23 protein-coding genes are annotated in these 21,738 nt (G+C 74.9%); 9 read left to right on the top strand and 14 right to left on the bottom strand.

What is annotated here, in order from left to right:
- Positions 1-13 precede the first annotated feature (13 nt).
- Positions 14-634, top strand: a complete 621-nt coding sequence (locus ACJTNH_RS12460; protein WP_458176087.1) for a hypothetical protein — start codon at positions 14-16, stop codon at positions 632-634.
- Between the two features lie 22 nt (positions 635-656).
- Positions 657-1,301, top strand: coding sequence for a DUF1707 domain-containing protein (locus ACJTNH_RS12455; protein ID WP_458176085.1), 645 nt, complete (start codon positions 657-659; stop codon positions 1,299-1,301).
- A gap of 48 nt (positions 1,302-1,349) precedes the next feature.
- On the opposite strand, the gene glpX is transcribed toward ACJTNH_RS12455, so the two are convergent.
- Positions 1,350-2,399, bottom strand: coding sequence for a class II fructose-bisphosphatase (gene glpX, locus ACJTNH_RS12450; RefSeq protein WP_458176084.1), 1,050 nt, complete (start codon positions 2,397-2,399; stop codon positions 1,350-1,352).
- A 106-nt stretch (positions 2,400-2,505) separates the two neighbouring features.
- Between glpX and ACJTNH_RS12445 the strand changes: the two genes are divergently transcribed.
- Complete coding sequence (locus ACJTNH_RS12445) at positions 2,506-3,186, top strand: DUF4245 domain-containing protein (protein WP_458176083.1); 681 nt, start codon at positions 2,506-2,508, stop codon at positions 3,184-3,186.
- Positions 3,187-3,205: 19 nt separating this feature from the next.
- Here the strand turns inward: ACJTNH_RS12445 and ACJTNH_RS12440 are convergent, their stop codons facing one another.
- From ACJTNH_RS12440 to ACJTNH_RS12425, 4 genes are all read right to left on the bottom strand, one after another.
- Complete coding sequence (locus ACJTNH_RS12440; protein WP_458176081.1) at positions 3,206-3,418, bottom strand: exodeoxyribonuclease VII small subunit; 213 nt, start codon at positions 3,416-3,418, stop codon at positions 3,206-3,208.
- On the bottom strand, positions 3,415-4,755 hold the full coding sequence (gene xseA / locus ACJTNH_RS12435) for an exodeoxyribonuclease VII large subunit (protein ID WP_458176079.1): 1,341 nt from the start codon (positions 4,753-4,755) through the stop codon (positions 3,415-3,417). Before xseA ends, ACJTNH_RS12440 begins: the two co-directional genes overlap by 4 nt.
- Before the next feature lie 27 nt (positions 4,756-4,782).
- The gene (locus ACJTNH_RS12430) at positions 4,783-5,544 is read right to left on the bottom strand and encodes a M15 family metallopeptidase (RefSeq protein WP_458176077.1); all 762 of its coding nucleotides are present in this window, start codon (positions 5,542-5,544) and stop codon (positions 4,783-4,785) included.
- Positions 5,545-5,659: 115 nt separating this feature from the next.
- Positions 5,660-6,946 carry a hypothetical protein gene (locus ACJTNH_RS12425; RefSeq protein WP_458176075.1) on the bottom strand — a complete coding sequence of 429 codons (1,287 nt, stop codon included), beginning with the start codon at positions 6,944-6,946 and terminating at the stop codon, positions 5,660-5,662.
- Between the two features lie 155 nt (positions 6,947-7,101).
- Here ACJTNH_RS12425 and ACJTNH_RS12420 point away from each other — a divergent pair, with 155 nt between their 5' ends.
- Positions 7,102-8,073, top strand: a complete 972-nt coding sequence (locus tag ACJTNH_RS12420) for a 4-hydroxy-3-methylbut-2-enyl diphosphate reductase (protein WP_458176073.1) — start codon at positions 7,102-7,104, stop codon at positions 8,071-8,073.
- A 109-nt stretch (positions 8,074-8,182) separates the two neighbouring features.
- Here ACJTNH_RS12420 and ACJTNH_RS12415 read toward each other — a convergent pair whose 3' ends face one another.
- The 4 genes from ACJTNH_RS12415 to ACJTNH_RS12400 form a co-directional block, all read right to left on the bottom strand.
- Positions 8,183-8,812, bottom strand: a complete 630-nt coding sequence (locus ACJTNH_RS12415) for a DUF6542 domain-containing protein (RefSeq protein WP_458176071.1) — start codon at positions 8,810-8,812, stop codon at positions 8,183-8,185.
- Positions 8,813-9,116: 304 nt separating this feature from the next.
- Complete coding sequence (locus ACJTNH_RS12410) at positions 9,117-10,358, bottom strand: DNA recombination protein RmuC (protein WP_458176069.1); 1,242 nt, start codon at positions 10,356-10,358, stop codon at positions 9,117-9,119.
- 51 nt (positions 10,359-10,409) lie between these two features.
- Positions 10,410-10,946: a methylated-DNA--[protein]-cysteine S-methyltransferase gene (locus tag ACJTNH_RS12405; protein WP_458176067.1), complete on the bottom strand. Its 537-nt coding sequence runs from the start codon at positions 10,944-10,946 to the stop codon at positions 10,410-10,412.
- The gene (locus ACJTNH_RS12400) at positions 10,943-12,445 is read right to left on the bottom strand and encodes an AlkA N-terminal domain-containing protein (RefSeq protein WP_458176065.1); all 1,503 of its coding nucleotides are present in this window, start codon (positions 12,443-12,445) and stop codon (positions 10,943-10,945) included. The genes ACJTNH_RS12405 and ACJTNH_RS12400 overlap by 4 nt, the downstream gene beginning before the upstream one ends.
- 142 nt (positions 12,446-12,587) lie before the next feature.
- Here ACJTNH_RS12400 and ACJTNH_RS12395 point away from each other — a divergent pair, with 142 nt between their 5' ends.
- The 5 genes from ACJTNH_RS12395 to ychF all read left to right on the top strand — a co-directional run bounded on the left by ACJTNH_RS12395 (position 12,588) and on the right by ychF (position 17,427).
- The gene (locus ACJTNH_RS12395) at positions 12,588-13,481 is read left to right on the top strand and encodes an ABC transporter ATP-binding protein (RefSeq protein WP_458176063.1); all 894 of its coding nucleotides are present in this window, start codon (positions 12,588-12,590) and stop codon (positions 13,479-13,481) included.
- Positions 13,478-14,308: an ABC transporter permease gene (locus tag ACJTNH_RS12390; RefSeq protein ID WP_458176061.1), complete on the top strand. Its 831-nt coding sequence runs from the start codon at positions 13,478-13,480 to the stop codon at positions 14,306-14,308. Before ACJTNH_RS12395 ends, ACJTNH_RS12390 begins: the two co-directional genes overlap by 4 nt.
- Before the next feature lie 47 nt (positions 14,309-14,355).
- The gene (locus tag ACJTNH_RS12385) at positions 14,356-15,600 is read left to right on the top strand and encodes a sensor histidine kinase (protein WP_458176059.1); all 1,245 of its coding nucleotides are present in this window, start codon (positions 14,356-14,358) and stop codon (positions 15,598-15,600) included.
- Positions 15,597-16,238, top strand: a complete 642-nt coding sequence (locus ACJTNH_RS12380) for a response regulator (RefSeq protein WP_458176057.1) — start codon at positions 15,597-15,599, stop codon at positions 16,236-16,238. Before ACJTNH_RS12385 ends, ACJTNH_RS12380 begins: the two co-directional genes overlap by 4 nt.
- Positions 16,239-16,353: 115 nt before the next feature.
- Complete coding sequence (gene ychF, locus ACJTNH_RS12375) at positions 16,354-17,427, top strand: redox-regulated ATPase YchF (protein ID WP_458176055.1); 1,074 nt, start codon at positions 16,354-16,356, stop codon at positions 17,425-17,427.
- 30 nt (positions 17,428-17,457) lie between these two features.
- Here ychF and ACJTNH_RS12370 read toward each other — a convergent pair whose 3' ends face one another.
- The 5 genes from ACJTNH_RS12370 to ACJTNH_RS12350 all read right to left on the bottom strand — a co-directional run bounded on the left by ACJTNH_RS12370 (position 17,458) and on the right by ACJTNH_RS12350 (position 21,367).
- On the bottom strand, positions 17,458-18,567 hold the full coding sequence (locus tag ACJTNH_RS12370) for a tyrosine-type recombinase/integrase (RefSeq protein ID WP_458176053.1): 1,110 nt from the start codon (positions 18,565-18,567) through the stop codon (positions 17,458-17,460).
- Positions 18,568-18,657: 90 nt separating this feature from the next.
- Positions 18,658-18,855, bottom strand: coding sequence for a helix-turn-helix transcriptional regulator (locus ACJTNH_RS12365; protein WP_458176051.1), 198 nt, complete (start codon positions 18,853-18,855; stop codon positions 18,658-18,660).
- Positions 18,856-19,000: 145 nt separating this feature from the next.
- Entirely contained in the window at positions 19,001-19,123 is a 123-nt protein-coding gene (locus tag ACJTNH_RS12360; RefSeq protein ID WP_458176049.1) for a hypothetical protein, read from the bottom strand.
- 794 nt (positions 19,124-19,917) lie between these two features.
- Positions 19,918-20,490, bottom strand: a complete 573-nt coding sequence (locus ACJTNH_RS12355; RefSeq protein ID WP_458176047.1) for a DinB family protein — start codon at positions 20,488-20,490, stop codon at positions 19,918-19,920.
- Between the two features lie 52 nt (positions 20,491-20,542).
- Positions 20,543-21,367 carry a recombinase family protein gene (locus ACJTNH_RS12350; RefSeq protein WP_458176045.1) on the bottom strand — a complete coding sequence of 275 codons (825 nt, stop codon included), beginning with the start codon at positions 21,365-21,367 and terminating at the stop codon, positions 20,543-20,545.
- Positions 21,368-21,738 lie beyond the last annotated feature (371 nt).

Genomic DNA, 21,738 nt, shown 5'->3' with positions numbered 1-21,738 from the left:
CCGAGGAGGACCCGTGTCCGAGCAGCACGACGCCACTGCCCACCGGCCCGACCTGGCCGGTCCCGGCTCGGCCGGTGGCCCGGGGCAGCCGTGGCCCGGCGCGGCGGGGCAGGACGGGGCCTGGTGGCCGGGCGCTCCCGGTGTCGCCGCCCCGGCGTGGGCCGGGGCACCGACGGCCACGCCCCTGGCTCCGGCCGCAGCCCCCGCCCGGGTCCCGGCCGCGGTCGCCATCGGGGTGGCCGGCGTGCTGGCGCTCGGCCTGGTGCTCGCCGTGCTCGTCGCCTCGCTGGTGCTGCGGGGCGGCGCCGAGGACCTGGGCCGCGGCCTGGGCGAGGCCCTCGCCGCGAGCCCGGACGGGCTGGCGGCCGAGGCCCTGGCCGGCATCGAGGACGGCGACTGGGACGCGTACCCGCCCGGCTCGACGATCGAGCAGTCCGAGCCGGTCGCCCCGGCCGGGCTCGGCTCGGACCCGGCGCTGGACGCCTACGCGCAGGAGTGCTTCACCGGCCTGCTGCAGTCCTGCGACGACCTCTACGCCGAGTCACCGCCGCTGTCGGCCTACGAGGAGTACGCCACCACCTGCGGCGGGCGGGTCAAGGCGATGACCGTGTACGCCTGCACCGAGCTGGACTGAGCGCGGCGCTAGGGTCCGGCCCATGAGCGAGCAGCCGGCTCCCGACAGCCCCGTGGTCCGCGCCTCCGACGCCGAGCGCGAGGCGGTGGTGAACCGGCTGCAGACGGCGGTCGGTGAGGGCCGGATCGACCTCGACGAGTTCGGGCAGCGGGTCGAGGCCGCCTACGGCGCGACGACCACCGCCGAGCTGGACCAGCTGCTCGCCGACCTGCCCGCGCCCGCGTCGGCGGTGCCGGCGGTCGGCGAGATCGTGGGTGAGCGGACGACGGGGTCGATCTCGACCGTCTTCGGGGACGTGAAGCTCACCGCGACGACCAGCGTGCCGCGGCAGGCGACCACCGTCTTCGGCGACGTCCGGATCGACCTGCGCGGGCTGCGCACCGCCGAGGAGACGGTGGCGCTGCAGCTGGGCACGGTCTTCGGCGACGTGGAGGTCATCGTCAGCGAGGGCGTGGCCGCCGAGATCGAGGGCTGGACGGTGTTCGGCGACCGGAAGACCGACCTGGCGCCCGTCCCGCGGCTGCCGGGCACCCCGCGGGTCGTCGTCCGTGGCTGGACCGTGTTCGGTGACCTCAAACTGCGCAGCCTGGCGCCCGGTGAGTCGCCCAGCCGCTGGCGCGCCGTGCTCGACCGCCTGGCCGAGCGCCGCACCCCGCCTCCTCCCTGACCCCCGGCCCCGCTGCATGGCCCCGCGGCGAGCCTGCAGCGGGGTCCTTCACTCGTCGCCGAAGGGGACGGCGGAGTACTGGTTCAGCTTCTCCAGCGAGTGCAGGCTGTCGATCGACCGGATCGTGCCCGAGCGCGAGCGCATGACCAGCGACTGCGTGGTCGCGCCACCGGCCCGGTACTGGACGCCGCGCAGCAGCTCCCCGTCGGTGATGCCGGTCGCGACGAAGAACACGTCCCCGCGCACCAGGTCGTCGATCGCCAGCACCCGGTCCAGGTCGTGGCCGGCGTCCAGCGCCTTCTGCCGCTCCGCGTCGTCCCGGGGCCACAGCCGGCCCTGCAGCGCCCCGCCCATGCACTTGAGCGCACAGGCGGTGATGATGCCCTCGGGCGTGCCGCCGATGCCCATCAGCAGGTCGACGCCGGTGCCCTCGCGGGCGGCGGCGATCGCGCCGGCCACGTCGCCGTCGGTGATGAACTTGATCCGGGCCCCGGCGTCGCGCACCTCGCTCACCAGCTGCTCGTGGCGTGGGCGGTCGAGGATGCACACGGTGACGTCGCCGACCGAGCTGCGCTTGGCCTTGGCCACCTTGCGGATGTTCTCCGCCACCGGTGCGGTGATGTCGATGACGTCGGCGGCGGCCGGCCCGGTGGCGATCTTGTCCATGTAGAACACGGCCGACGGGTCGTACATCGCGCCGCGGTCGGCCACGGCCATGACCGCGATGGCGTTGGGCATGCCCTTGGCCATCAGCGTGGTGCCGTCGATCGGGTCGACGGCCACGTCGTAGTCGTTGCCCCAGCCGTCGCCGACGTGCTCGCCGTTGTAGAGCATCGGGGCCTCGTCCTTCTCGCCCTCTCCGATGACCACGACGCCGCGCATGTGCACCGTGCCGATCAGCGCGCGCATGGCGTCGACGGCGGCCCCGTCGCCGCCGTTCTTGTCACCGCGGCCCACCCAGCGGCCGGCGGCCAGGGCGGCGGCCTCGGTGACCCGGACCAGCTCCAGGGCCAGGTTGCGGTCGGGTGCCGGACGGTCGGCGCGCAGCGTGGAGGCAGGCCGGGCGGGGGGCGGACCGTCGGGGAGCGGCAGGGACACGTGACCTCCTGGGCAAGGTCCCCCTCCTGGGTCCCTGCGGACGCCGTGGCGGGGGCCACGGACGTTGCTCGGCGGGGCGGGGGAGCGGTGCTGCGATCCTAGGGGCATGCCCGACACCGGTCCGCACCCCGACGAGCAGGCCACCGCCGTCCCCACCCCCGCCGCCGGTGCGGCGGGCCCCGCCGTCCCCGCCGCCGGGGCGACCGCGGCCGGCCCCGACGACGGGGGCACCACCCCGACCGCGTCCCCGGCGGTGGAGCGCATGCAGCGGTTCACCGCGGCCAACATGATCCGGTCGCTGCTGCCGCTGCTGGTCATCTGCCTGGTGCTGGTCGGCTGGTCGGCGCTGAAGTACAACGGCGGCGACCCGGTGCGCGAGGTGGACCCCACCAGTGCCGAGCGGGCGGCGGCCGAGGTGGCCGGCTACCCGGTGCTCGTGCCCCGTGGCCTGCCCGAGGGCTGGCGGCCGACGAGCGTGCGCACCGACGCGGGGGCCGCGTCGGCGGGTGACCCGGTGACCCTGCAGATCGGCTGGTACACCCCCGCCGAGGAGTACGCCGGCTACGTGATCAGCGACGACGCCGACGCCGAGGCGCTCACCGACGTCCTGGACGACGCGGCCGAGGACGGCACCGAGCAGGTGGCCGGCGAGACCTGGCAGCGGCGCACCGCGCCGAACGGGGAGCTCGCGCTGACCCGCACCGAGGGCGACGCCACCCTGCTGGTCACCGGCTCCGCCTCGGACGAGGAGCTGACGACCCTCGCCGCCTCGCTCCAGCCGTACTGAGGCTCGCGGTCCGGGAGCCTCAGTCCTGGGTGTCGGTAGGGGCGGCGGCGGCTAGCCGCTCGCGGGCCCGGTCGAGCCAGTGCTGGCACAGCTCGGCCAGCGCCTCGCCGCGCTCCCACAGCGTCAGCGACTCCTCGAGGGTGAGCCCACCGGCCTCCAGTCGGCGGACGACGTCGGCCAGCTCCTCGCGGGCCTGCTCGTAGGTCTGGGTCGGCTCCGGCGTCTCGCTCACGATCGCCCATCCTCCTCGGTCGCCCGGCCGCCGGTGCGCTGGTCCCCGCCGGCATCGTCCCTGCCGGCATCGGCCCTGTCGGTGTCGTCCCGGCCGGCGTCGTCCCTGTCGGCGTCGTCCCCGGTGTGCGGGCTGGCGACGCGGACGGAGAGCCGGCCACCGGCCACCCGCACCTGCAGCCGCTCGCCGTCGGACACCTCGGCCGGGTCGCGCACCAGCGCGCCGTCGGCCCGCTGCACCACGGCGTAGCCCCGCTGCAGGGTCGCCGCCGGGGAGAGCGCGGCGACCCGCGCCCGGGCGTGCTCGACGTCCCGCTCGGCGGCCTCGACCCGGTGGGTGAGGGTCCGGGTCGAGCGCGCGCGCAGCGCGCTCACGTCGTCGGAGCGGCCGGCCAGCAGCCGCTGCGGATCGGCCAGCACCGGCCGGCTGCGGACCGACTCCAGCCAGCGTTCCTGCTGGTCGAGCCGGCCGGCCAGCAGGTGCCGGGCCCGGGCGCGCAGCCCCTGCACCAGCTGGCGCTGCTCACCGATCTCCGGCACGACCCGGTGGGCGGCGTCGGTGGGGGTGGCCGCCCGCACGTCGGCGACGTGGTCGACCAGCGTGGTGTCGGTCTCGTGCCCGACGGCGGTGACCACCGGGGTGCGGCTGGCCGCGATGGCCCGCACCAGGCCCTCGTCGGAGAAGGGCAGCAGGTCCTCCACCGACCCGCCGCCGCGGGCGATGACGATGACCTCGACGGTCGGGTCGGCGTCCAGCCGCTGCAGCCCGGTGATCACCGACTCGGCGGCGGTGGGGCCCTGCACCGCGCAGTTGTGCACCGCGAACCGGACCGCGGGCCAGCGGCGCCGGGCGGTCACCAGCACGTCGCGCTCGGCGGCGGAGTCGCGACCGGTGATCACCCCGACGACGGCCGGCGCGAAGGGCAGTGGCCGCTTGCGGGCGACGTCGAAGAGCCCCTCGGCGGCCAGCAGCCGGCGGATCCGCTCGATCCGGGCCAGCAGCTCGCCGAGGCCGACCGCCCGGATCTCGGTGGCCCGCAGGGAGAAGGAGCCGCGGGCCACGTAGTAGTCGGGGCGGGCCCGGACCAGCACGCGGGCGCCCTCGGTCAGCTCCAGGCCGGGCCGGTCGGCGACGTCGCGGTGGCAGGTGACCGGGACCGACAGGTCGGCCGCGGGGTCGCGGAGGGTGAGGAAGACCGTCGCCGCGTTGCCCCGGCGGGAGAGCTGGGCGACCTGGCCCTCGACCCACACCTCACCGAGCCGGCCGATCCACTCGGCGACCTTGCGGGCCACGGTCCGCACCGGCCACGGCGACTCGGGGGACGACGGACTGGTCACGGCACCGAGCCTGCCAGAGGCCCGGGCTCAGCCCAGGTACCCGGGGGCGGCGGGGAGCCCGAAGAACTCCTCCATCGTCGGCACCCCGGTGCGCTGCATCTCGGTGGCCAGGGCGACACCGACGTACCGCACGTGCCACGGCTCGTACTTGAAGCCGGTGACGTCCTGCCGGCCGTCGGGGTAGCGCACCAGCCAGCCGAACTCCGGGCCGCGGGCGGCCACCCACTGCCCCTCGGCCGTGGTGGCGAAGCAGCTCTCGATGTCGCAGCCGCCACCGCCGACGTCGGCCGCCAGGCCGGTCTGGTGCTCGCTGTACCCGGGGCGGGCCACCTGCACCTCGGCTCGTGCCTCGCCGAACCGGCTGACCTGGGCGTCGAAGAGGCCCACCTGGTAGTCGTAGGCGCGGTAGGCGCTCTGCACGTCGATGCGGAGGCCCTCGGCCGCGGCGGCGGCGAGCATGGCGTCCATCGCCTGCGCCGCTTCGGCGCGCAGCTGGTAGCCGCCTCCGATCGCGACCAGGTCGGTGGGCGCGAAGTCGATCGGGCTCAGCGGCCGGGCCTTGTTGACCACCACCCACGGGCTGGCCGGGTCGGTGATCGACAGCTGGGCGCGGTCGAAGGTCGGGGTCGGCGTGGCGGTCGGCGTGGGCGTCGGCGCCGGTGCCGAGGACGTCGGAGCCGTCGAGACCGGGGCGGGCGCGGTCGTCACCGGGCCGGCGGACCGGGGCACCTCGCTCCCCGTCCCGCCGGCCCGCAGCCAGACGACCAGGCCGACAGCCACCGCGAGCACCGTCACCAGCGTCAGCAGGGGGACCAGTCGCCGGGACCTCCGCCGGGGCGTCCCGGGCCCGTCCGTGTGCTCGCTGCCCACCGTCTCCCCGGTCCGTGGTGCTCCCGCCGGCGGATCAGCCGCGGTCGATGCTCAGCTTCTCCAGCCGGTTCTGCAGCAGGGTGACATACGGGGCGCGGGCCCGGGTGGCGCGCTCGTAGTCGAGCAGGTCGGCGACCGTCTCGGCCGGGTACGCGCGCAGGTGACCGCGCAGCGCTGGGATGCTGAAGGAGTCGTAGCCCTCCACCGGGCTGGTGGCCGCCGGCGCCGCGTCCCCGGCCGGTGCGGTGTCGCCGGTCGTGTCGTCGGCGGCGCTGGTGGTGTCGGCCGGGACGAGCGGGTCGCTGGCCGCGCTGTCGGTGACCGGGCTGCCCGGGGTGACGCTCTCCGCGGCCTCCGGCCCACCCAGGTCGACGAGCTCCTCGCTGGCGTCGGCCAGGGCCCCGACGGCCGGGTCGGCGTCGTCGACCAGCTCGGTCTGCTCCGGTGCGGCCTGCGGCGTCACGTCGTCCAGCGTCGGCGGCCCGGTCGGCTCGTCGTCGGCCGGCGGGGTGCCCCCGACGGCGGCCTCGGCGATCAGCTCGTCGGCGACCGCCTCCTCGACGGCGGTCTCCTCCTCGGCGATGTCGGTGACCGTCTCGGCGGTGAGGTCGTCGAGCAGCTCGTCCGGGACGGCGTCGGGCACCTCCGCAGCGACCTCGTCGGCCACCTCGGCGGCCAGCTCGTCGACGACCGCGGTGACGGCGTCGGCGGGCGGGTCGGCCGGCAGTGCGGCGACCTCGGCGGGGGAGAGGTCGGCGTCGTCGCCGGCGGCGAGGCTGAGCACGGCGGCCGCCTCCTCGGCCAGATCCTCGGCCTCGGCCACCGAGAGGTCGCTGTCGGCGACCAGCGCGTCGTCATCGGCCTCCGGCAGGTCGGGGGAGACCACCGCCAGGTCGTCGTCGGCCGCCGGGAGGTCGGCGTCGGCCACGGGCAGGTCCGCGACGGCCAGGTCGTCGGCCAGGTCGTCGGCGAGCTCCTCGTCCACTGCGTCGTCGGGCAGGTCGGCGACCCGGTCGAAGGCCGAGCTGCGCAGACCCGCGGCGCCGGCCGGCCGGGCCGGCGGTGCGAGGTCGTCGTCCTCGTCGTCGTCGAAGGTGGCCATGCCCGGCTCGGCGTCCCCGCGCAGGCCGGTGAACACCTCGTCGCCGCGGGCGACCAGCCCGGAGTACTGCTGCTGCAGGCGCAGGGAGGTCTGCAGCGCCTGGCCGATCAGCCGCACCGGCAGGCCGGGCAGCGTCTCGGGCAGCTTGCGCGCCTCGTCCAGCACGGTGGCGGCCAGTCCGGCGGCAGCGCGGACCACCTCGGGGATCTCTCGAGCCATGTCCCCAGCGTGCCGCACCGGGCGACCACCGGCAGCCCGACCGGGCGCACGACCACCCCATCCGGTGGCCGCACGGCCGCCGTGGCGTGTGCAGCGCCACCCACCGGGTCGCGCCGGGACCGGTCCGTCGCGCGTGACGCACCTACGATGGGGTCATGGCTGAACCGCGCGGACGCGTCCTGCTGGCCGATCCCCGGGGCTACTGCGCCGGCGTGGACCGGGCGGTGGTCGCGGTCGAGCGGGCACTCGAGATCCACGGCGCCCCGGTGTACGTGCGCAAGCAGATCGTCCACAACAAGCACGTCGTCGCGACCCTGGAGCGCCGGGGTGCGGTGTTCGTGGAGGAGACCGACGAGGTGCCCGAGGGTGCGGTCGTGGTGTTCAGCGCGCACGGCGTCTCCCCGGCGGTGAAGGCCGAGGCGCAGGCCCGGTCGCTGCAGACGATCGACGCGACCTGCCCGCTGGTGAGCAAGGTGCACATGGAGGCCAAGCGCTTCGCCAAGGACGACTACGACATCCTGCTGATCGGCCACCGCGGGCACGAGGAGGTCGAGGGCACGATGGGTGAGGCCCCGGCCAACACCCAGCTCGTCGACGGCGCCGAGGACATCGCCAACGTGCAGGTGCGCGACCCGGAGAAGGTGGTCTGGCTGTCCCAGACGACCCTGTCGGTCGACGAGACGCTGGCGACGGTCGACTCGCTCAAGAGCCGCTTCCCGGGTCTGCAGAGCCCGCCCAGCGACGACATCTGCTACGCCACGCAGAACCGGCAGCAGGCCGTCAAGCAGATGGCCGCCGAGTGCGACCTGGTGCTGGTCGTCGGGTCGACGAACTCGTCGAACTCCGTGCGGCTGGTCGAGGTCGCGCTGGAGGCCGGTGCCCGCGACTCGCACCTGGTCGACTTCGCCTCCGAGATCGACGAGGCCTGGCTGGCCGGCGTCGGCACCGTGGGGGTGACCAGCGGCGCCTCGGTGCCGGAGATCCTGGTCAGTGAGGTGCTCGACTGGCTCGCGGCGCGTGGCTACGCCGACGTCGAGACGGTCAAGGCCGCCGAGGAGCGTCTGGTCTTCGCGCTGCCGCACGAGCTGAAGCCCCGCCGCGAGGCGCTGGCGGTCGAGACCGACTGAGGTAGGCCCCGTCCCCTGCGCGAGCCGAGGACGGGCCCCGACGGTCCGGACGACGCAGAACGGCCCGGCGCCCCCGAGGGGGTGCCGGGCCGTTCTGCGTGTGGGTGGCTCAGCGCCGGGTGGCGAGCCGGACGAGCGTGAGGGCCAGCGCGGCGCCGGTGGCGATCGCCATCGCCGGGAAGCCGCGGACCAGCAGGGTGACCAGGCTGGGCAGGTTCAGGGTGGCCGAGGGGGCCAGGCCGATGTTGGCCAGCGCGACGGCGCAGAAGACCAGGGGCGGGGCGACCACGACCGTCAGCAGGTCGCGGCGCCGGGTGACCAGTGCGGCCAGGACCGTGGACACGGTGAGCGCCACCAGGGTGATCATCCCCAGCCCGATCCCGACGTAGGAGTCGGCGGCAGCGGCGACCAGGGTGACCAGGAAGACGCCCATCAGGGCGACGACGCCCGGCACGCGCGGCCCGGACACCGGGACGCTGCGGGCAGCGGAGGAACCGGTGTGCCGGTCGCCGCGGACCTCGCGCGCCGGCTGCGGCACCGGCCGGCGGAACTCGCCGGAGTGGCGGCCGCCGCGGGCGGGCTCGCGCGGCACGGGCGGCCGGCGGTCGGGGGTGCGGCGGTCGCGGTCCTGCAGCAGGCGGTCGCGGTCCGCGCGGCTGCGGGACGGGACGCTCCCCGCACGCGGCGACGGGTAGGCCCGACCTGCGGCTCGGCCGGCGTCGCTGGGTTCTGCGCGCACAGCAGCCTCCCGCCTGGCATCGACAGTCACCGGAGCGATCTTGCACCTCCTCGTTCGCGGTGCGCGCCTGGACCCGCACCGACCGGGCCACGGTAACGGCCCTCCCTGAGTAGACGCTGGACGTCGACCGATGCGGCGGGTCAGAACTCGCTGGTGTCCGGCTGCTCACCTGGCGACATGTGCGGACCGCCGCCCCAGCAGCCCCACCGACCCCGGGGCTCCCTCCGCCGATGGCGTCCACCGCGCCGGTGGCCGGCGGAGGGGCGGGCCGCCGGGCCTGCCGTCGGTGGCGGCGAGGGGCCGGTCAGCCGTGCGTGCCGTCTCGCTCAGCGGTGTGCCGCCCGGTGTCGGGCCCGGGGTGCCGCCCGGTGTCGAACCCGGTGTGCCGCCCGGCGTCGAGCTCGGTCTGCCGTACGGCCTCCGGTCGGACCGGCGGCGCGAGGTCGGCCGGCGGGCGGACGGAGGAGTGCAGCCCCGGCAGCGGGAGCTCGCCGGCGGCCGGCACGGCGGTGTCGTCGTCGGGCACGGAACGGAGCACCCGGACGGTGCCCTCGACCGGCGCGGGCGTCGGCACCGGGGCGGCGGCCACCCCGAGGTCGTCGAAGCGGCGGGTGGCCACCAGCACCGACCGCTCGTAGGAGCCGACCGTCTCGTTGTAGCGGGTCAGCGCCGAGCCCAGCGCGGACCCCAGCCGGGTCAGGTGGCCGGAGAGGGTGCCCAGCCGGGCGTGCACGGTGCGGCCGACCTCGAGCACGGCGGCGGCGTCCTGTGCCAGGCGCTCCTGCCGCCAGGAGTAGGCGACGGTGCGCAGCAGGGCCAGGAGGGTGCTCGGGGTGGCCACGATGACGTCGCGGGCGAAGCCGTGCTCCAGCAGGTCCGGCTCGGCCTCGAGCGCGGTGGTGAGGAAGCCGTCGGAGGGGACGAACAGCACGGTGAACGGCGCGGCGGAACCGAAGGCCGTCGGGTAGCGGCGGGCGGCCAGGGCGTCGACGTGCACCCGCAGCTGCCGGGCGTGGTCGGCCACCCGCTGGGCCCGGACCGACTGGTCGGTGGCCTGCACCGCCTCGATGTAGCCGGTGAAGGGCACCTTCGCGTCGACGATCACCTGCCGGCCGTCGGCGAGGGTGACCACCAGGTCGGGCCGCACCCGTGCGCCGTCGTCGGTGGTGCCCGACGGTTGCTCGACGAAGTCGCAGTGCTCCAGCAGCCCGGCCACCTCGACCACCCGGCGCAGCTGCAGCTCGCCCCAGCGGCCCCGCACGTGCGGGGTGCGCAGCGCGGTGACCAGGGCGGCGGTCTCCTGGCGCAGCAGGGTGGAGGTCTGGCCGATGGTGCCCACCTGCTCGCGCAGCTCGCCGTGGGCGGTGGCCCGGTCGCGCTCGATGCCGGCCAGCAGGCGGTGCAGGTGGTCGAGGGACTCGTGCACCGGCTCCAGGGCGTCGGGCGCCGCGGTGGACCGGCCGCGCAGCGCCACCACGCCCAGGGTGATCGCGGTGGCCAGCAGGGCACCGAGCAGGAGCCCGAGCAGCAGGGAGGCGGCGTCCATGCCCGTCAGGTTGCCGGAGGGGTCCGACAGAACCGGTCAGGCGGGCCGGGCTCAGGCCGGGACGGGGGCGTGCGCGGCCTCGTGGTCGAGCAGCCAGCGCTTGACCGGGGTGCCCCAGCGGAAGCCGCCCAGCCCGCCGCCGGTGGCCAGTACCCGGTGGCAGGGCACGAACAGCGCGGCGGCGTTCTTCGCGCACGCCCCGGCAGCGGCGCGCACCGCGGTCGGCCGGCCGCAGCGCTGCGCGAAGGAGGCGTAGGTGTCCGGGGCGCCGGCCGGCACGGTGCGCAGCACGTCCCAGGCGTCGGTGAGGAACGGCCCCGACCGCTGCCGCACCGGCACCCCGTCGATCGCGGTCACGTCGCCGGCGCAGAACGCCTCGACCGCGGTCAGCACCGGCAGGTCGTCGTCGGCCCGCTCCACCCAGGTCGGCCGCAGCGAGCGGTGGACGACGGGCAGCAGCTCGGTCACGTCGTCGGTCCAGCCGCTGGCCAGCACGACGTCGGTGCCGTCGGTGCCAGCGGTGACGAGCACGGTGAACGGGCCGGGCGGGGTGTCGACCGTGGCGTACCGGGCGGGGGCGGTGGTCATGACGGGCTCCGTTCGGGAGAGGTGCCGCGGGTGAACAGGTCGGGCACGGCGAGCGCCCAGAGGTGCATCACGGCGTAGGAGCGCCACGGCCGCCAGCGGGTCGCGGCGTCGGCGTCGGAGCTGCCCAGCGCGGTCAGGCTGCGGCGCAGCGCCAGGTCGCCGGGCAGCCAGACGTCGGGGTCGGCCAGGCCGCGGAGGCCGACCAGCGCCGCCGTCCACGGGCCGATGCCGGGCAGGGCGAGCAGCTGGCGGGACGCCGTCTCGCGGTCCGCGCCGGGGTCGAGCGCGACGCTGCCGTCGGCGAGCGCGGCGGCCAGCGTGTGCACGGTGCGGCGACGTGCCCCGGTCAGGCCGACGGCGGAGAGGTCGGCGTCGGCCAGGTCGGCCGGGCGGGGGAAGGCGTGGGTGAGCGTGCCGACCGGCTCGGCGAGCGGCCGGCCGGCGGCGGTCACCACGCGCGCGGTCAGCGTGCGGGCGCCGGCCACCGACACCTGCTGGCCGAGCACGGCGCGCACCGCCAGCTCGTCGGCGTCCGGAGCGGCCGGCACCCGGCGGCCCGGTGCACCGGAGACCAGCGGGGCGAGCGCCGGGTCGGCGCCCAGCACCGTGTCGACGGCGGCCGGGTCGGCGTCGAGGTCCAGCAGCCGCCGGCAGCGGGCCACGGCGACCCCCAGGTCGCGCAGCTCGGTCAGCCGCAGCCGGGCGAGCACCGCCGGCCCACCGTCGGGCGCGGGGGAGAGCCGGACGACGGCCGGCCCGTGCGGCAGGTCGAGCACCCGGGAGAACGTCGTCCCGTCCCACTCCTCCAGGCCCGGGGTGGCGTGCGCGCCGAGGAAGAGCAGCACCTCGTCGGCGGCGAAGGGCGCCCGGGCGGCCAGCCGCAGGGTCAGCCAGCCGGGCGGGCCGCCGTCGCTGCGCGGGGTGGCCGGGCGCAGCGCCGAGGGCGTCGTCCCGAACACCGAGCGCACCGTGTCGTTGAACTGCCGGATGCTGGCGAAGCCGGCCGCGAACGCGACGTCGGCCATCGGCAGCCGGGTGGTCTCGATGAGCAGCCGGGCGGTCTGCGCGCGCTGCGCCCGGGCCAGCGCCAGCGGGCCGACGCCGAGCTCGCCGGTGAGCAGCCGGTGCAGCTGGCGCTCGGAGTACCCCAGCCGGGCGGCGAGCCCGCCGACGCCGGCCCGCTCGACCTCGCCGTCGGCGATCAGCCGCATCGCCCGGGCGACGACGTCGGCCCGCACGTCCCAGTCCGGCGACCCGGGGACGGCGTCGGGGCGGCAGCGCCGGCAGGCGCGGAAGCCGGCTGCCTGCGCCGCGGCGGCGGTGGTGTGGAAGGAGACGTTGCGCTCCAGCGGCGTGCGCGCCGGGCAGGAGGGGCGGCAGTAGATGCCGGTGCTGTGCACCGCGGTCACGAACCAGCCGTCGAAGCGCGGGTCCCGGCTGGAGACGGCGCGGTAGCAGCGGGTCGGGTCGAGCTGCCCGCGCGCCAGCGTCGTCGTCATGGCACGAGCATGGCACCGCCGGCGGTGCCTGACTGGCGGCTTTCGGACGGGACGGTGAGCGGCTCGACGTCCACCGGTCGGTGGACGTCCGGCCCACGCTCCGGTGGTCCCGGTGGCGTCCTCGCGTGGACAGGCTCAGCGCATGACGACGACCGAGTGGGCACCGCCCGCCCCGACCACCGCGGACGCCCCCGCCGTGGTCGTGCGCGGGCTGGCGAAGAGCTGCGGGGGCAGGGCCGTGCTCGACGGCCTCGACCTGGAGGTGGTCCGCGGGGAGTGCTTCGCCCTGCTCGGGCCCAACGGGGCGGGCAAGACCACCACCATCGAGGTGCTCGAGGGGGTGCGGTCCCGCGACGCCGGGGAGGTCCAGGTGCTCGGTGCCGACCCGGCGACCGCCGGCCGCGCCTGGCGGGCCCGGATCGGCGTGGTCAGCCAGGGGGAGGGGGCGGCGCAGGCGCTGACCGTGCGCGAGGCGCTGGACCACTTCGCCGCCTACCACTCCCGCCCGCGCCCGACGGTCGAGCTGCTGGCCGCGGTGGGGCTGGAGGAGAAGGCGGGCACCCGGGTGGGGCGGCTCTCCGGTGGCCAGCGCCGCCGGCTGGCCGTGGCGCTGGGCGTGCAGGGCCGGCCGGAGCTGGTGTTCCTGGACGAGCCGACCACCGGGATGGACCCGGTGGCCCGGCGGCAGTTCTGGCAGCTGGTCCGCGGCCTGCGCGCCGAGGGGACGACGGTGCTGCTCACCACCCACTACCTGGACGAGGCCGCCGAGCTCGCCGACCGCGTCGGGGTGATCGCCGGCGGCCGGCTGGTCGAGGTCGCGCCCCCGGCCGAGCTCGGCGCGCAGCTGCGCCGGGTGGCGACCGTCTCCTGGCTCGAGGGCGGAGCCCGCCGGTCGGTGCGCACCGGTGCGCCGGCCGCGGTGCTGCGCGACCTGCTGAACAGCACCCCGCACGAGGTCCCCGGCCTCACCGTCACCCGGCCCGGCCTGGAGGACGTCTACCTGCAGCTCGTCGGCACCCCTGGAGGAGAGCAGTGACCACCACCCTCGACGCCCCCGCCCGCCCGGCCCCGCCCCCGGCGGCGCGGATCGCCGTGGCCCGCACCCGGCTGGAGCTGCGGTTGTTCGCCCGGGAACGCCAGCAGGTGGTGTTCTCCTTCGCCTACCCGATCGTGATGATGGTCGTGTTCGGCTCGGTGCTCGGCGGCGACGTGCTGCCCGGCGGCGTCCCGTTCCCGCAGTACTTCCTGGCCGGCATCGCCGCCACCGGCATCATGCTGACCAGCTTCCAGTCGATCGCCACCTCGATCGCCGCGGAGCGCGAGGCAGGTCAGCTCGAGCGCCTGCAGGTGCTCGGCACCCCGCCGGTGGCCTACTTCGCCGGCAAGGCCGGGCTCGTGCTGGTCACGGCGGCGGTGCAGCTGGCCCTGCTGCTGCCGGTGGCGCACTGGGGCTACGACGTCCCGATGCCGGCGGACGCCGCTCACTGGGCGACGTTCGGCTGGGTCGCCGTCCTCGGGTCGCTGGCCGGCACGGTGCTGGGCATCGCCGTCGCCGGGCTGCCGGGCAGCGCCCAGTCGCTGACCACCGGGGTGACGGCGTTCGCCGTGGTCCTGCAGTTCTTCAGCGGGGTGTTCTTCGCCTTCCCGGAGCTGCCCGGCTGGATGCAGCAGGTGGCCGCGGTGTTCCCGCTGAAGTGGCTCACCCAGGGCATGCGGTCGGCGTTCCTGCCCGACGAGGCCGCCGCGTTCGAGGTGGCCGGGGGATGGGAGCACGGCAGGACTGCCCTCGTGCTGGTCGCATGGGTGATCATCGGCGTCGTGGTGTGCACCCGGACGTTCCGCTGGCGCCAGGCCGACCGTTGAGCAGGGCCGACCGTTGAGCAGGGCCGATCGTTGAGCAGGGCCGACCGTTGAGCGTCGCCGCCCGGCTGCAGGCCGCTGTCCTCCCCGCCCGGGGGGAGGACAGCGGCTCGCCGCTGTCCGGGCGCGGCTGGCGGGCCACCGTCGTCGGCTTCCACGTGGCGTTCGTGACGCTGCTGGCCCTCGCGGTGGTGGCCACGCAGGTCGGCCGGGTCGAGGGCTCGACCCGGTGGGCCCTGACGGCGCTCGCCGTCCTGGCGGTGGCCTACCTGTTCCTGGGCGCGCCCGCGCTCGCCGACGAGCGCCCCGCCCGCGCGGTCGGCTACCTGACCGTGCTCGTCGCCGTCTTCGGGGTGCTCGGCTGGCAGGCGCCCCAGCTGCTGTTCCTGCTCTTCCTGGCCTATCCGCAGATCTGGTTCCTGGTCGAGTCGCCCCGCCCGGGCACGGTGTGGACGGTGCTGCTCGCCGTGGCCAGCGCGGTGGGCCCGGCGACGGCGTGGCGGCGGGGGGCCGAGCCGCTGTCGGAGGTGCTCGACTCGGGCATCGGCCTGGTGTTCAGCGTGGCGCTGGGGGTGTGGGTCAGCCGCGTCCTGCAGCAGAGTCGGGAGCGGGCGCGGCTGATCGCCGAGCTGGAGGCCACCCGCGGGGAGCTCGCCGAGGCCCACCACCAGCAGGGGATCGCCGCGGAGCGGGAGCGGTGGGCCCGGGAGGTGCACGACACCCTGGCCCAGGGCTACACGAGCATCGTGGTGCTGGCCCAGACCGCGGCGGCCCAGCTGCCCACCGAGCCGGACGCCGCCGCCGAGCGGTTGGCGCTGATCGAGGAGGTGGCCCGGGACAACCTCGCCGAGGCCCGCGCGATGGTCGCGGCCTTCGCGCCGGCCGGGCTGGACAGCGCCACCCTGGTCGAGGCGCTGCAGCGGCTGGCCGAGCGGTTCGGCCGGGAGACCGGCATCGCCACCCGGGTCGACCTCGCGGCCCTCGACGAGGCCCGCGGCCTGACCCGCGCGGAGGAGATCGTGCTGTTGCGCGGTGCGCAGGAGGCGCTGGCCAACGTGCGCCGGCACGCAGCGGCGAGCTCGGTGGTGCTGCAGGTCAGCCGGGTGGGCACGGGGGAGTCGGCACTGGTGTCGGTGCACGTCGCGGACGACGGGGTGGGCTTCGACCCGGGGACGTCGTCCGGGGTGGGCCTCGCCGGGCTGCGTGACCGCGCCGCCGAGGTGGGCGGTGCGGTCGACGTCGACTCCGCACCGGGGGCGGGCACCCGCGTGACGGTCCGGGTGCCGGCGTCGTGACGGTGCGGGTGCTGGTGGTCGACGACCACCCGGTGGTGCGCGGCGGCGTGGTCGGCTGGCTCGCCGCGCAGCCGGACGTCGAGGTCGTGGGGGAGGCCGGTGACGGGCTGACGGCGCTGGCCGCGGTGGCCGAGCACGCGCCGGACGTCGTCCTGATGGACCTGCGGATGCCCCGGATGGACGGCGTGACCGCGACCGGCCGCATCGTCGCCGCGCACCCGGGGGTGCGGGTGCTGGTGCTGACCACCTACGACACCGACGCCGACATCGTGCGCGCGGTGGAGGCCGGCGCCACCGGCTACCTGCTCAAGGACACGCCCCTGCCGCAGCTGGCCGACGCGGTGCGCGCGGCCGCCCGCGGGGAGACGGTGCTGGCCCCGCCGGTCGCGGCCAGGCTGGTCTCCCGGATGCGGGCGCCGGCGGTCGAGGCGCCGACGGCCCGGGAGCTGCAGGTGCTGGGCGGGGTGGCGCGTGGGCTGACCAACGCCGAGATCGGCCGGGAGCTGTTCATCGGCGAGGCGACGGTGAAGACCCACCTGCTGCGGGTCTTCGCCAAGCTCGGGGTCGACGACCGCACCCGCGCGGTGCTGGTCGCCGTCGAGCGCGGCCTCCTGCCCGGCCCCGGCTCGGCCGGCTGACCTCGCCGGGCCCCGCGTCGAGAGACGTCCCGCCGTGGTGTCCTCGACGCGGGACCCGGCGACGGGACGACTCTCGACGCTGGGAGGGCGGCGATCGTCCGTAAGCTGGTCTCCCGTGAGTCTCACCATCGGGATCGTCGGCCTGCCCAACGTCGGCAAGTCGACCCTCTTCAACGCCCTGACCAAGAACGACGTGCTCGCCGCGAACTACCCGTTCGCGACGATCGAGCCGAACGTCGGCGTGGTGGGCGTGCCCGACCCGCGGCTGGACAGGCTGGCCGAGGTGTTCGGCTCGCAGAAGACCATCCCGGCGACGGTGTCGTTCGTGGACATCGCCGGCATCGTGCGTGGTGCCAGCGAGGGGCAGGGGCTGGGCAACAAGTTCCTGGCCAACATCCGTGAGAGCGACGCGATCTGCCAGGTGATCCGCGTGTTCACCGACCCCGACGTGGTGCACGTCGAGGGCAAAGTCGACCCGGCCGACGACATCGAGACGATCAACACCGAGCTCGTGCTGGCCGACATGCAGACCCTGGAGAAGGCGATCCCGCGGCTGGACAAGGAGTCGCGCAAGGACAAGGAGCGCAAGGCGCTGCACGACGCCGCCGTTGCCGCGCAGGAGGTGCTGAACACCGGGAAGACGCTGTTCGCCGCCGGGGTCGACCCCGAGCCGCTGCGCGAGCTGACGCTGCTGACCACCAAGCCGTTCCTGTACGTCTTCAACGTGGACGCCGACGAGCTGGCGAACACCGCGCAGCTGGACGAGCTGCGCGCGCTGGTCGCCCCGGCCGAGGCGATCTTCCTGGACGCGCAGACCGAGTCCGAGCTGATCGAGCTGCCCGCCGACGAGGCCGCCGAGCTGCTCGCCTCCATCGGCCAGGACGAGCCGGGCCTGGACCAGCTGGCCAAGGTCGGGTTCCGCACCCTGGGCCTGCAGACCTACCTGACCGCCGGCCCCAAGGAGTCGCGGGCCTGGACCATCCCGGTCGGCGCCACCGCGCCGGAGGCCGCCGGCGTCATCCACACCGACTTCCAGCGCGGCTTCATCAAGGCCGAGATCGTCGGCTTCGACCAGCTGATGGAGGCCGGCTCGATGGCCGAGGCCAAGTCCAGGGGCTGGGTGCGCATCGAGGGCAAGGACTACGTCATGGCCGACGGCGACGTCGTGGAGTTCCGCTTCAACGTCTGACGTGCATTGAATCCGCAGGTCAGCGGCCCGTCAGGCGGGTGCAGTCCGCACAGAGTCCGCAGGATCGTCGAGTGCTGCGGACATCAGACCGTCGGTTGCGGCCCTCGTGCGGTCGTCCGCGTCGGGCCACAGGTGTCCGTAGGTGTTCAGCGTCGTGGTCGCCGAGGCGTGCCCGAGGGCCCGCTGGACGGTGACCACGTCGCAGCCGGAGGCGATGAGGCCGGAGGCGAAGAAGTGCCGGAGGTCGTGCAACCGCAAGCCGGTCAGCCCGGCCGCGGAGAGCGCCTTCCGCCACTGGTGGCCGACGGTGTTCTGGTGCGGCGGCGTGCCGGTCGGGGTGGGGAAGAGCCAGCGGTCCGGGCCGCCGGCGGTCAGGTGCCGCTCGACGTGCCCGGCGATGAGGGTGAGCAGCCGGTCGGGGACGACCACCGTCCGTTCCGAGCCGTGCTTGGGTGCCCGCAGCTCGGCGGTGCCGTTGGGTCCGCGCTGCACCTGGCGGCTGACGACCACCCGGCGGCGGAGGAAGTCGACGTCGCCGACCTGCAGCGCGGCCGCCTCGCCGAGCCTGAGGCCGCCGAACGCGCAGACGGCGATGAAGGCGGCGAACCGCTCGTCGGCGGAAGCGAGCAGGACGCCGACCTGGCGCGGCGTGGGGATGCTCATGGCGTGCTCGCGGCGCCGACGGCGGGGGAGCGTCACCCCGTCGCTGGGATCGGTGGCGATCACCCGGTCCCGGACGGCGCCGCGCAGGACGGCGCGCACGTTCTGCACCCGGGTGTGGATGGTGCCCGGGGCCAGGCCAGCCGCGGTCATCTGCTTCACCCAGTACTCGACGTGCGAGCGGCGGAGCAGTCGCAGCTCGACATCGGTGAAGGTCGCGGACCGGACGGCGAGGCTCATCGCCAGCTCGGTGCCCGGCGCCCACACCTGGCGAGCGGCCCAGGTGGCGTAGAACGCCGAGAGGGTCACGCGGCCGGCCTTCGGGTCGACGTACGTGCCGGTGACGACGGAGGCGGTGACCTCGTCGAGCCAGCGCTGAGCATCCACCTTCCGCTTGAAGTGCCGGGCGTGCTCCTTGCCGTCGGCATCGCGGTACCGCGGGCGGTACGTGCCGTCGGGTCGCCGCGCGATGCTCGCCATGTCTCTCCTCGGCTGCTCAGGCCCTGCTCGGAGTTCAGCCTGCCGCGAGCGGCCGCCGCTGCGCGATGGCCGAGCCGCCGATCTGTGGACTCACCGGCTGCCCCCGTTGAGCTGCCCGGCGACCTTCGCCTGCCACCAGCGGTCGCACTCGGTCTCCTCGTAGAGGACGCGGCGGCCGACGCGGACGCCTTCCGGCCCGATCCCGATGTGCCGCCAGTAGCGGACCGTGGCGGGGCTGGTGCGGAACCGAGCCGCCACCTCCTCGGTGGTCAGCAGTCGAACGGTCATCGAGGTCTCCCGGTGGTGGACGGCGGCTGCTGGGGGCCGCAGCTGGCTACAAGGAGGAGGCGCCGACCAGCCTCGATCGCTGCCAGTCAGCACCGACCGGACATGTCACCCCGTTGTCACCCCAGACGCGCCGGCGGTGATGACCTCAGCTGCGGTAGGGGCGACGACGAAGTGCCGCGATGACCTCGTCGACTGCACGGGCGACCGCGGGCAGCTCCCGGTCGTACATGAGCCCGCGGTCGATCTGCCCGGCTAGTTCGCGCAGCACGTCGGCCCACTCACCGTGCCGTGGCGCTCTCGGCTGCGCTGGGGGAGTTGGGGTGACGACGATGCGCTCGACGACTTCCACCGCGGACCGGCCCGATCCCGCGGCTCGTGTCTGCTCCCAGGCGCGATGCCGGCAGGTGGCCGAGCACCACTTGGGGATTGGACCTCGGGACCGCGGGGTTATCGGGCCGTGGCACCAGCCACAGGTGGTCGCTGCCGCACGCCTCGCCCGGCCGTCCGTAGCGGGCTGCGCCGAGGGCTTGGCCGCCGGTGGATCTCGTCGCACGGCCGCTCGCTCCTGTGCCGCTCGGCGCCGACGCTCTCCCTCCCGAGGCCGAGCCCGGTACTCGGGGGATCCCTTGCTGCTCATGCCCCCAGCGTCTGGAGGAACGTGCATGGACACGTCACCACGAGTTCTCGGACCGACGGTGCAAGAGGTGTGTCGGACATGATCTTGCTTGTTCAGGGTGCCGCCTGATCGGGGTGACTGACCGATGGGTGTCCTTCGGGGTGAACACTTTCAAGGGCGCCTGCTCATGTTGAGGCCGACGCGCGTATCGGTTCGGTGCCGATCCGGGTCTCGTGCCCGGCAGCTGTTCTGGACCTGCGGTCGCCTGCGGGCTGCCTCGCGCCTATCGGGTTGGCGCCGCTACGGATTGCCGGCTTCACCCCCGGCGGCCGGTCACCGCCGGTCGTCTCCTTCAGCGGGGCCGGTCGGCCTGGTTCGTCGCCGGCGGCAAGCCTCGGGCATGCCGCCCCGCCTTGGCGACGGTCGAACAACATAACGTCCTCTATCTAACGGTCGCTGGCAGCCGTCCGTGCTGCGGCTTCGATGCGCAACCGGTGTGCCGCCCAGTCGTCGTTGGCCGTCTCCAGATTGCTGGCGGCCACCTCGTCCAGCTGTTCGCGCAGGATGTCGGCATGACCTGCATGCCGGGTCGTTTCCGTCAGGACGTGCACCATCACGTTGAACAGCCTGACGTCTGGCTGTGGCCACCAGGGCACGAAGCCGGTCGCGTTGATCGGTAGGGCTTCGATCGTGACGTCTGCATGAGCGCATGCCCGCCGGTAGCCGTCGAGGACGTCGCCGCGCGACTCCCGTTCGGTGACCCAGAGGGTGTCGCGGTTCGAGTAGTGCGGATCGTTGAAGTTCGGGATCGGCTCGGGGTACGGCCGCCCGAAGATGTCACCGAGGTAGCGCGCTTCAGACAGGGTCAAGTGCTTGATCAAGCCGAGCACGTTGGTGCCCGTCCTCGTAAGGGGACGTCGAACGTCGTACTCGGTGAGACCGTCGACCTTGCTGAGGATTGACTTGCGTACCGAACGCAGGTCGTCATGGAGGTACGTCTTCGCATCGTCGTCGTCCACAGGCCGAGCATGGCACCGACGGTTTCGTGGGGACCCGCTTGTCCTGGTCAACTCAAGTGTTCGGGGCAGCCAGCAAGGCTGTGACGTGCTCGTCGACGAGGCAACCGCAAGGTCGGGCGAGTGCGACGATGACCGGCTCACGCTGCCCGCGGACGCGGGCGTACTGCTCCTCCACGCCGGTGGTCGGGCAAGTGCAGTCAGGGCAGGCAGGTGAGTGGCCGGTCGGCCAGTCGAGTGCCTCCAGCTCTTCCCCGCCGCGGCGCCCCGTCCGCCCCAGCAACTGGATCGCCGGAAGCACTGTCAGGTCCGCGGACGAGACGGGCGCCGGCTCGGCCGCTTGGGCCGCTGGCTCTGGCAGCTCCAGGACGGTCTGCTCAGCATGGGTGCCGGCCCTCACCGGGTCGGCTGGGGTGGCAGGCGCTTGCGCCAGTGCGCGCACCAGGGAACTGCGGCCAACACCCAAAGTGGCCGCAATCTGGATCAGCGTCATGCCCCGGGCGCGCATCGCCCGCGCGGCGGTGAGCCGCTCGGAGGTCATGACGGTGGGGCGGCCGCCGGCGCGGCCGCGGGCCCGGGCGGCGACGAGGCCGGCTCGGGTGCGTTCGCTGATCAAGCGTCGTTCCATCTGCGCGACGGCCGCGAAGATGTGGAAGACCAGCTCGCCGCCGACGGTGGTGGTGTCGATGGCCTCGGTCAGGGACCGGAACTGGATGCCTCGGGCGCCCAGGTCGTTGACGATGGTGGTGAGGTCGGCGACGGATCGGCCGAGCCGGTCGATCCGCCACACCGCGAGGGTGTCCCCGGGTCGGAGGAAGTCCAGGCAGGCGATCAGCTGCGGTCGGGCGGTGGTGGCGCCGGAGGCGTAGTCGGTGAACACCCGCACCGCCCCGGCGGCGGTCAGCGCGTCGTGCTGCAGGCCGGGTCCTGCTCGAGGGTGGACACCCGCGCGTAGCCGACCATGTTCACGCGCGCAGGCTAGCGGGAGCGGCCCACAAACGTCAGGGGCCGCCAGATTCGGGCCGTTGATTCCCGGCACGGGATTCGGGCCGGTTGACCCGTTCGCTGACCTGCGCGAACGCCCGACGAGTCAAGGCGTGTGCGGAGCGGCCCAGAAACGGGTGGGGACTGCTGCGACTTCAGTTGACACTCGTTCTGCGGGATCTTGTCCCGCGGGAAGGATGTCGCTGTGCCCAAGAAGTTCCCCCCGGAGTTCAAGCGTGACGTCGTCCGGGTCGCTCGCCGCGGTGA

This window comes from Modestobacter lacusdianchii (assembly GCF_054177765.1).
This window is presented reverse-complemented; position numbering and strand designations above follow the sequence as displayed.

Coding starts and splice junctions, on each gene's coding strand:
- ACJTNH_RS12410 (WP_458176069.1), bottom strand. CDS start 10,358: ATGGACGCCGCCTCCCTGCTGCTCGGGCTCCTGCTCGGTGCCCTGCTG.
- ACJTNH_RS12395 (WP_458176063.1), top strand. CDS start 12,588: ATGACGACGACCGAGTGGGCACCGCCCGCCCCGACCACCGCGGACGCC.
- ACJTNH_RS12365 (WP_458176051.1), bottom strand. CDS start 18,855: ATGACCGTTCGACTGCTGACCACCGAGGAGGTGGCGGCTCGGTTCCGC.
- ACJTNH_RS12425 (WP_458176075.1), bottom strand. CDS start 6,946: ATGGCTCGAGAGATCCCCGAGGTGGTCCGCGCTGCCGCCGGACTGGCC.
- ACJTNH_RS12400 (WP_458176065.1), bottom strand. CDS start 12,445: ATGACGACGACGCTGGCGCGCGGGCAGCTCGACCCGACCCGCTGCTAC.
- ACJTNH_RS12370 (WP_458176053.1), bottom strand. CDS start 18,567: ATGGCGAGCATCGCGCGGCGACCCGACGGCACGTACCGCCCGCGGTAC.
- ACJTNH_RS12445 (WP_458176083.1), top strand. CDS start 2,506: ATGCCCGACACCGGTCCGCACCCCGACGAGCAGGCCACCGCCGTCCCC.
- ACJTNH_RS12405 (WP_458176067.1), bottom strand. CDS start 10,946: ATGACCACCGCCCCCGCCCGGTACGCCACGGTCGACACCCCGCCCGGC.
- ACJTNH_RS12455 (WP_458176085.1), top strand. CDS start 657: ATGAGCGAGCAGCCGGCTCCCGACAGCCCCGTGGTCCGCGCCTCCGAC.
- ACJTNH_RS12420 (WP_458176073.1), top strand. CDS start 7,102: ATGGCTGAACCGCGCGGACGCGTCCTGCTGGCCGATCCCCGGGGCTAC.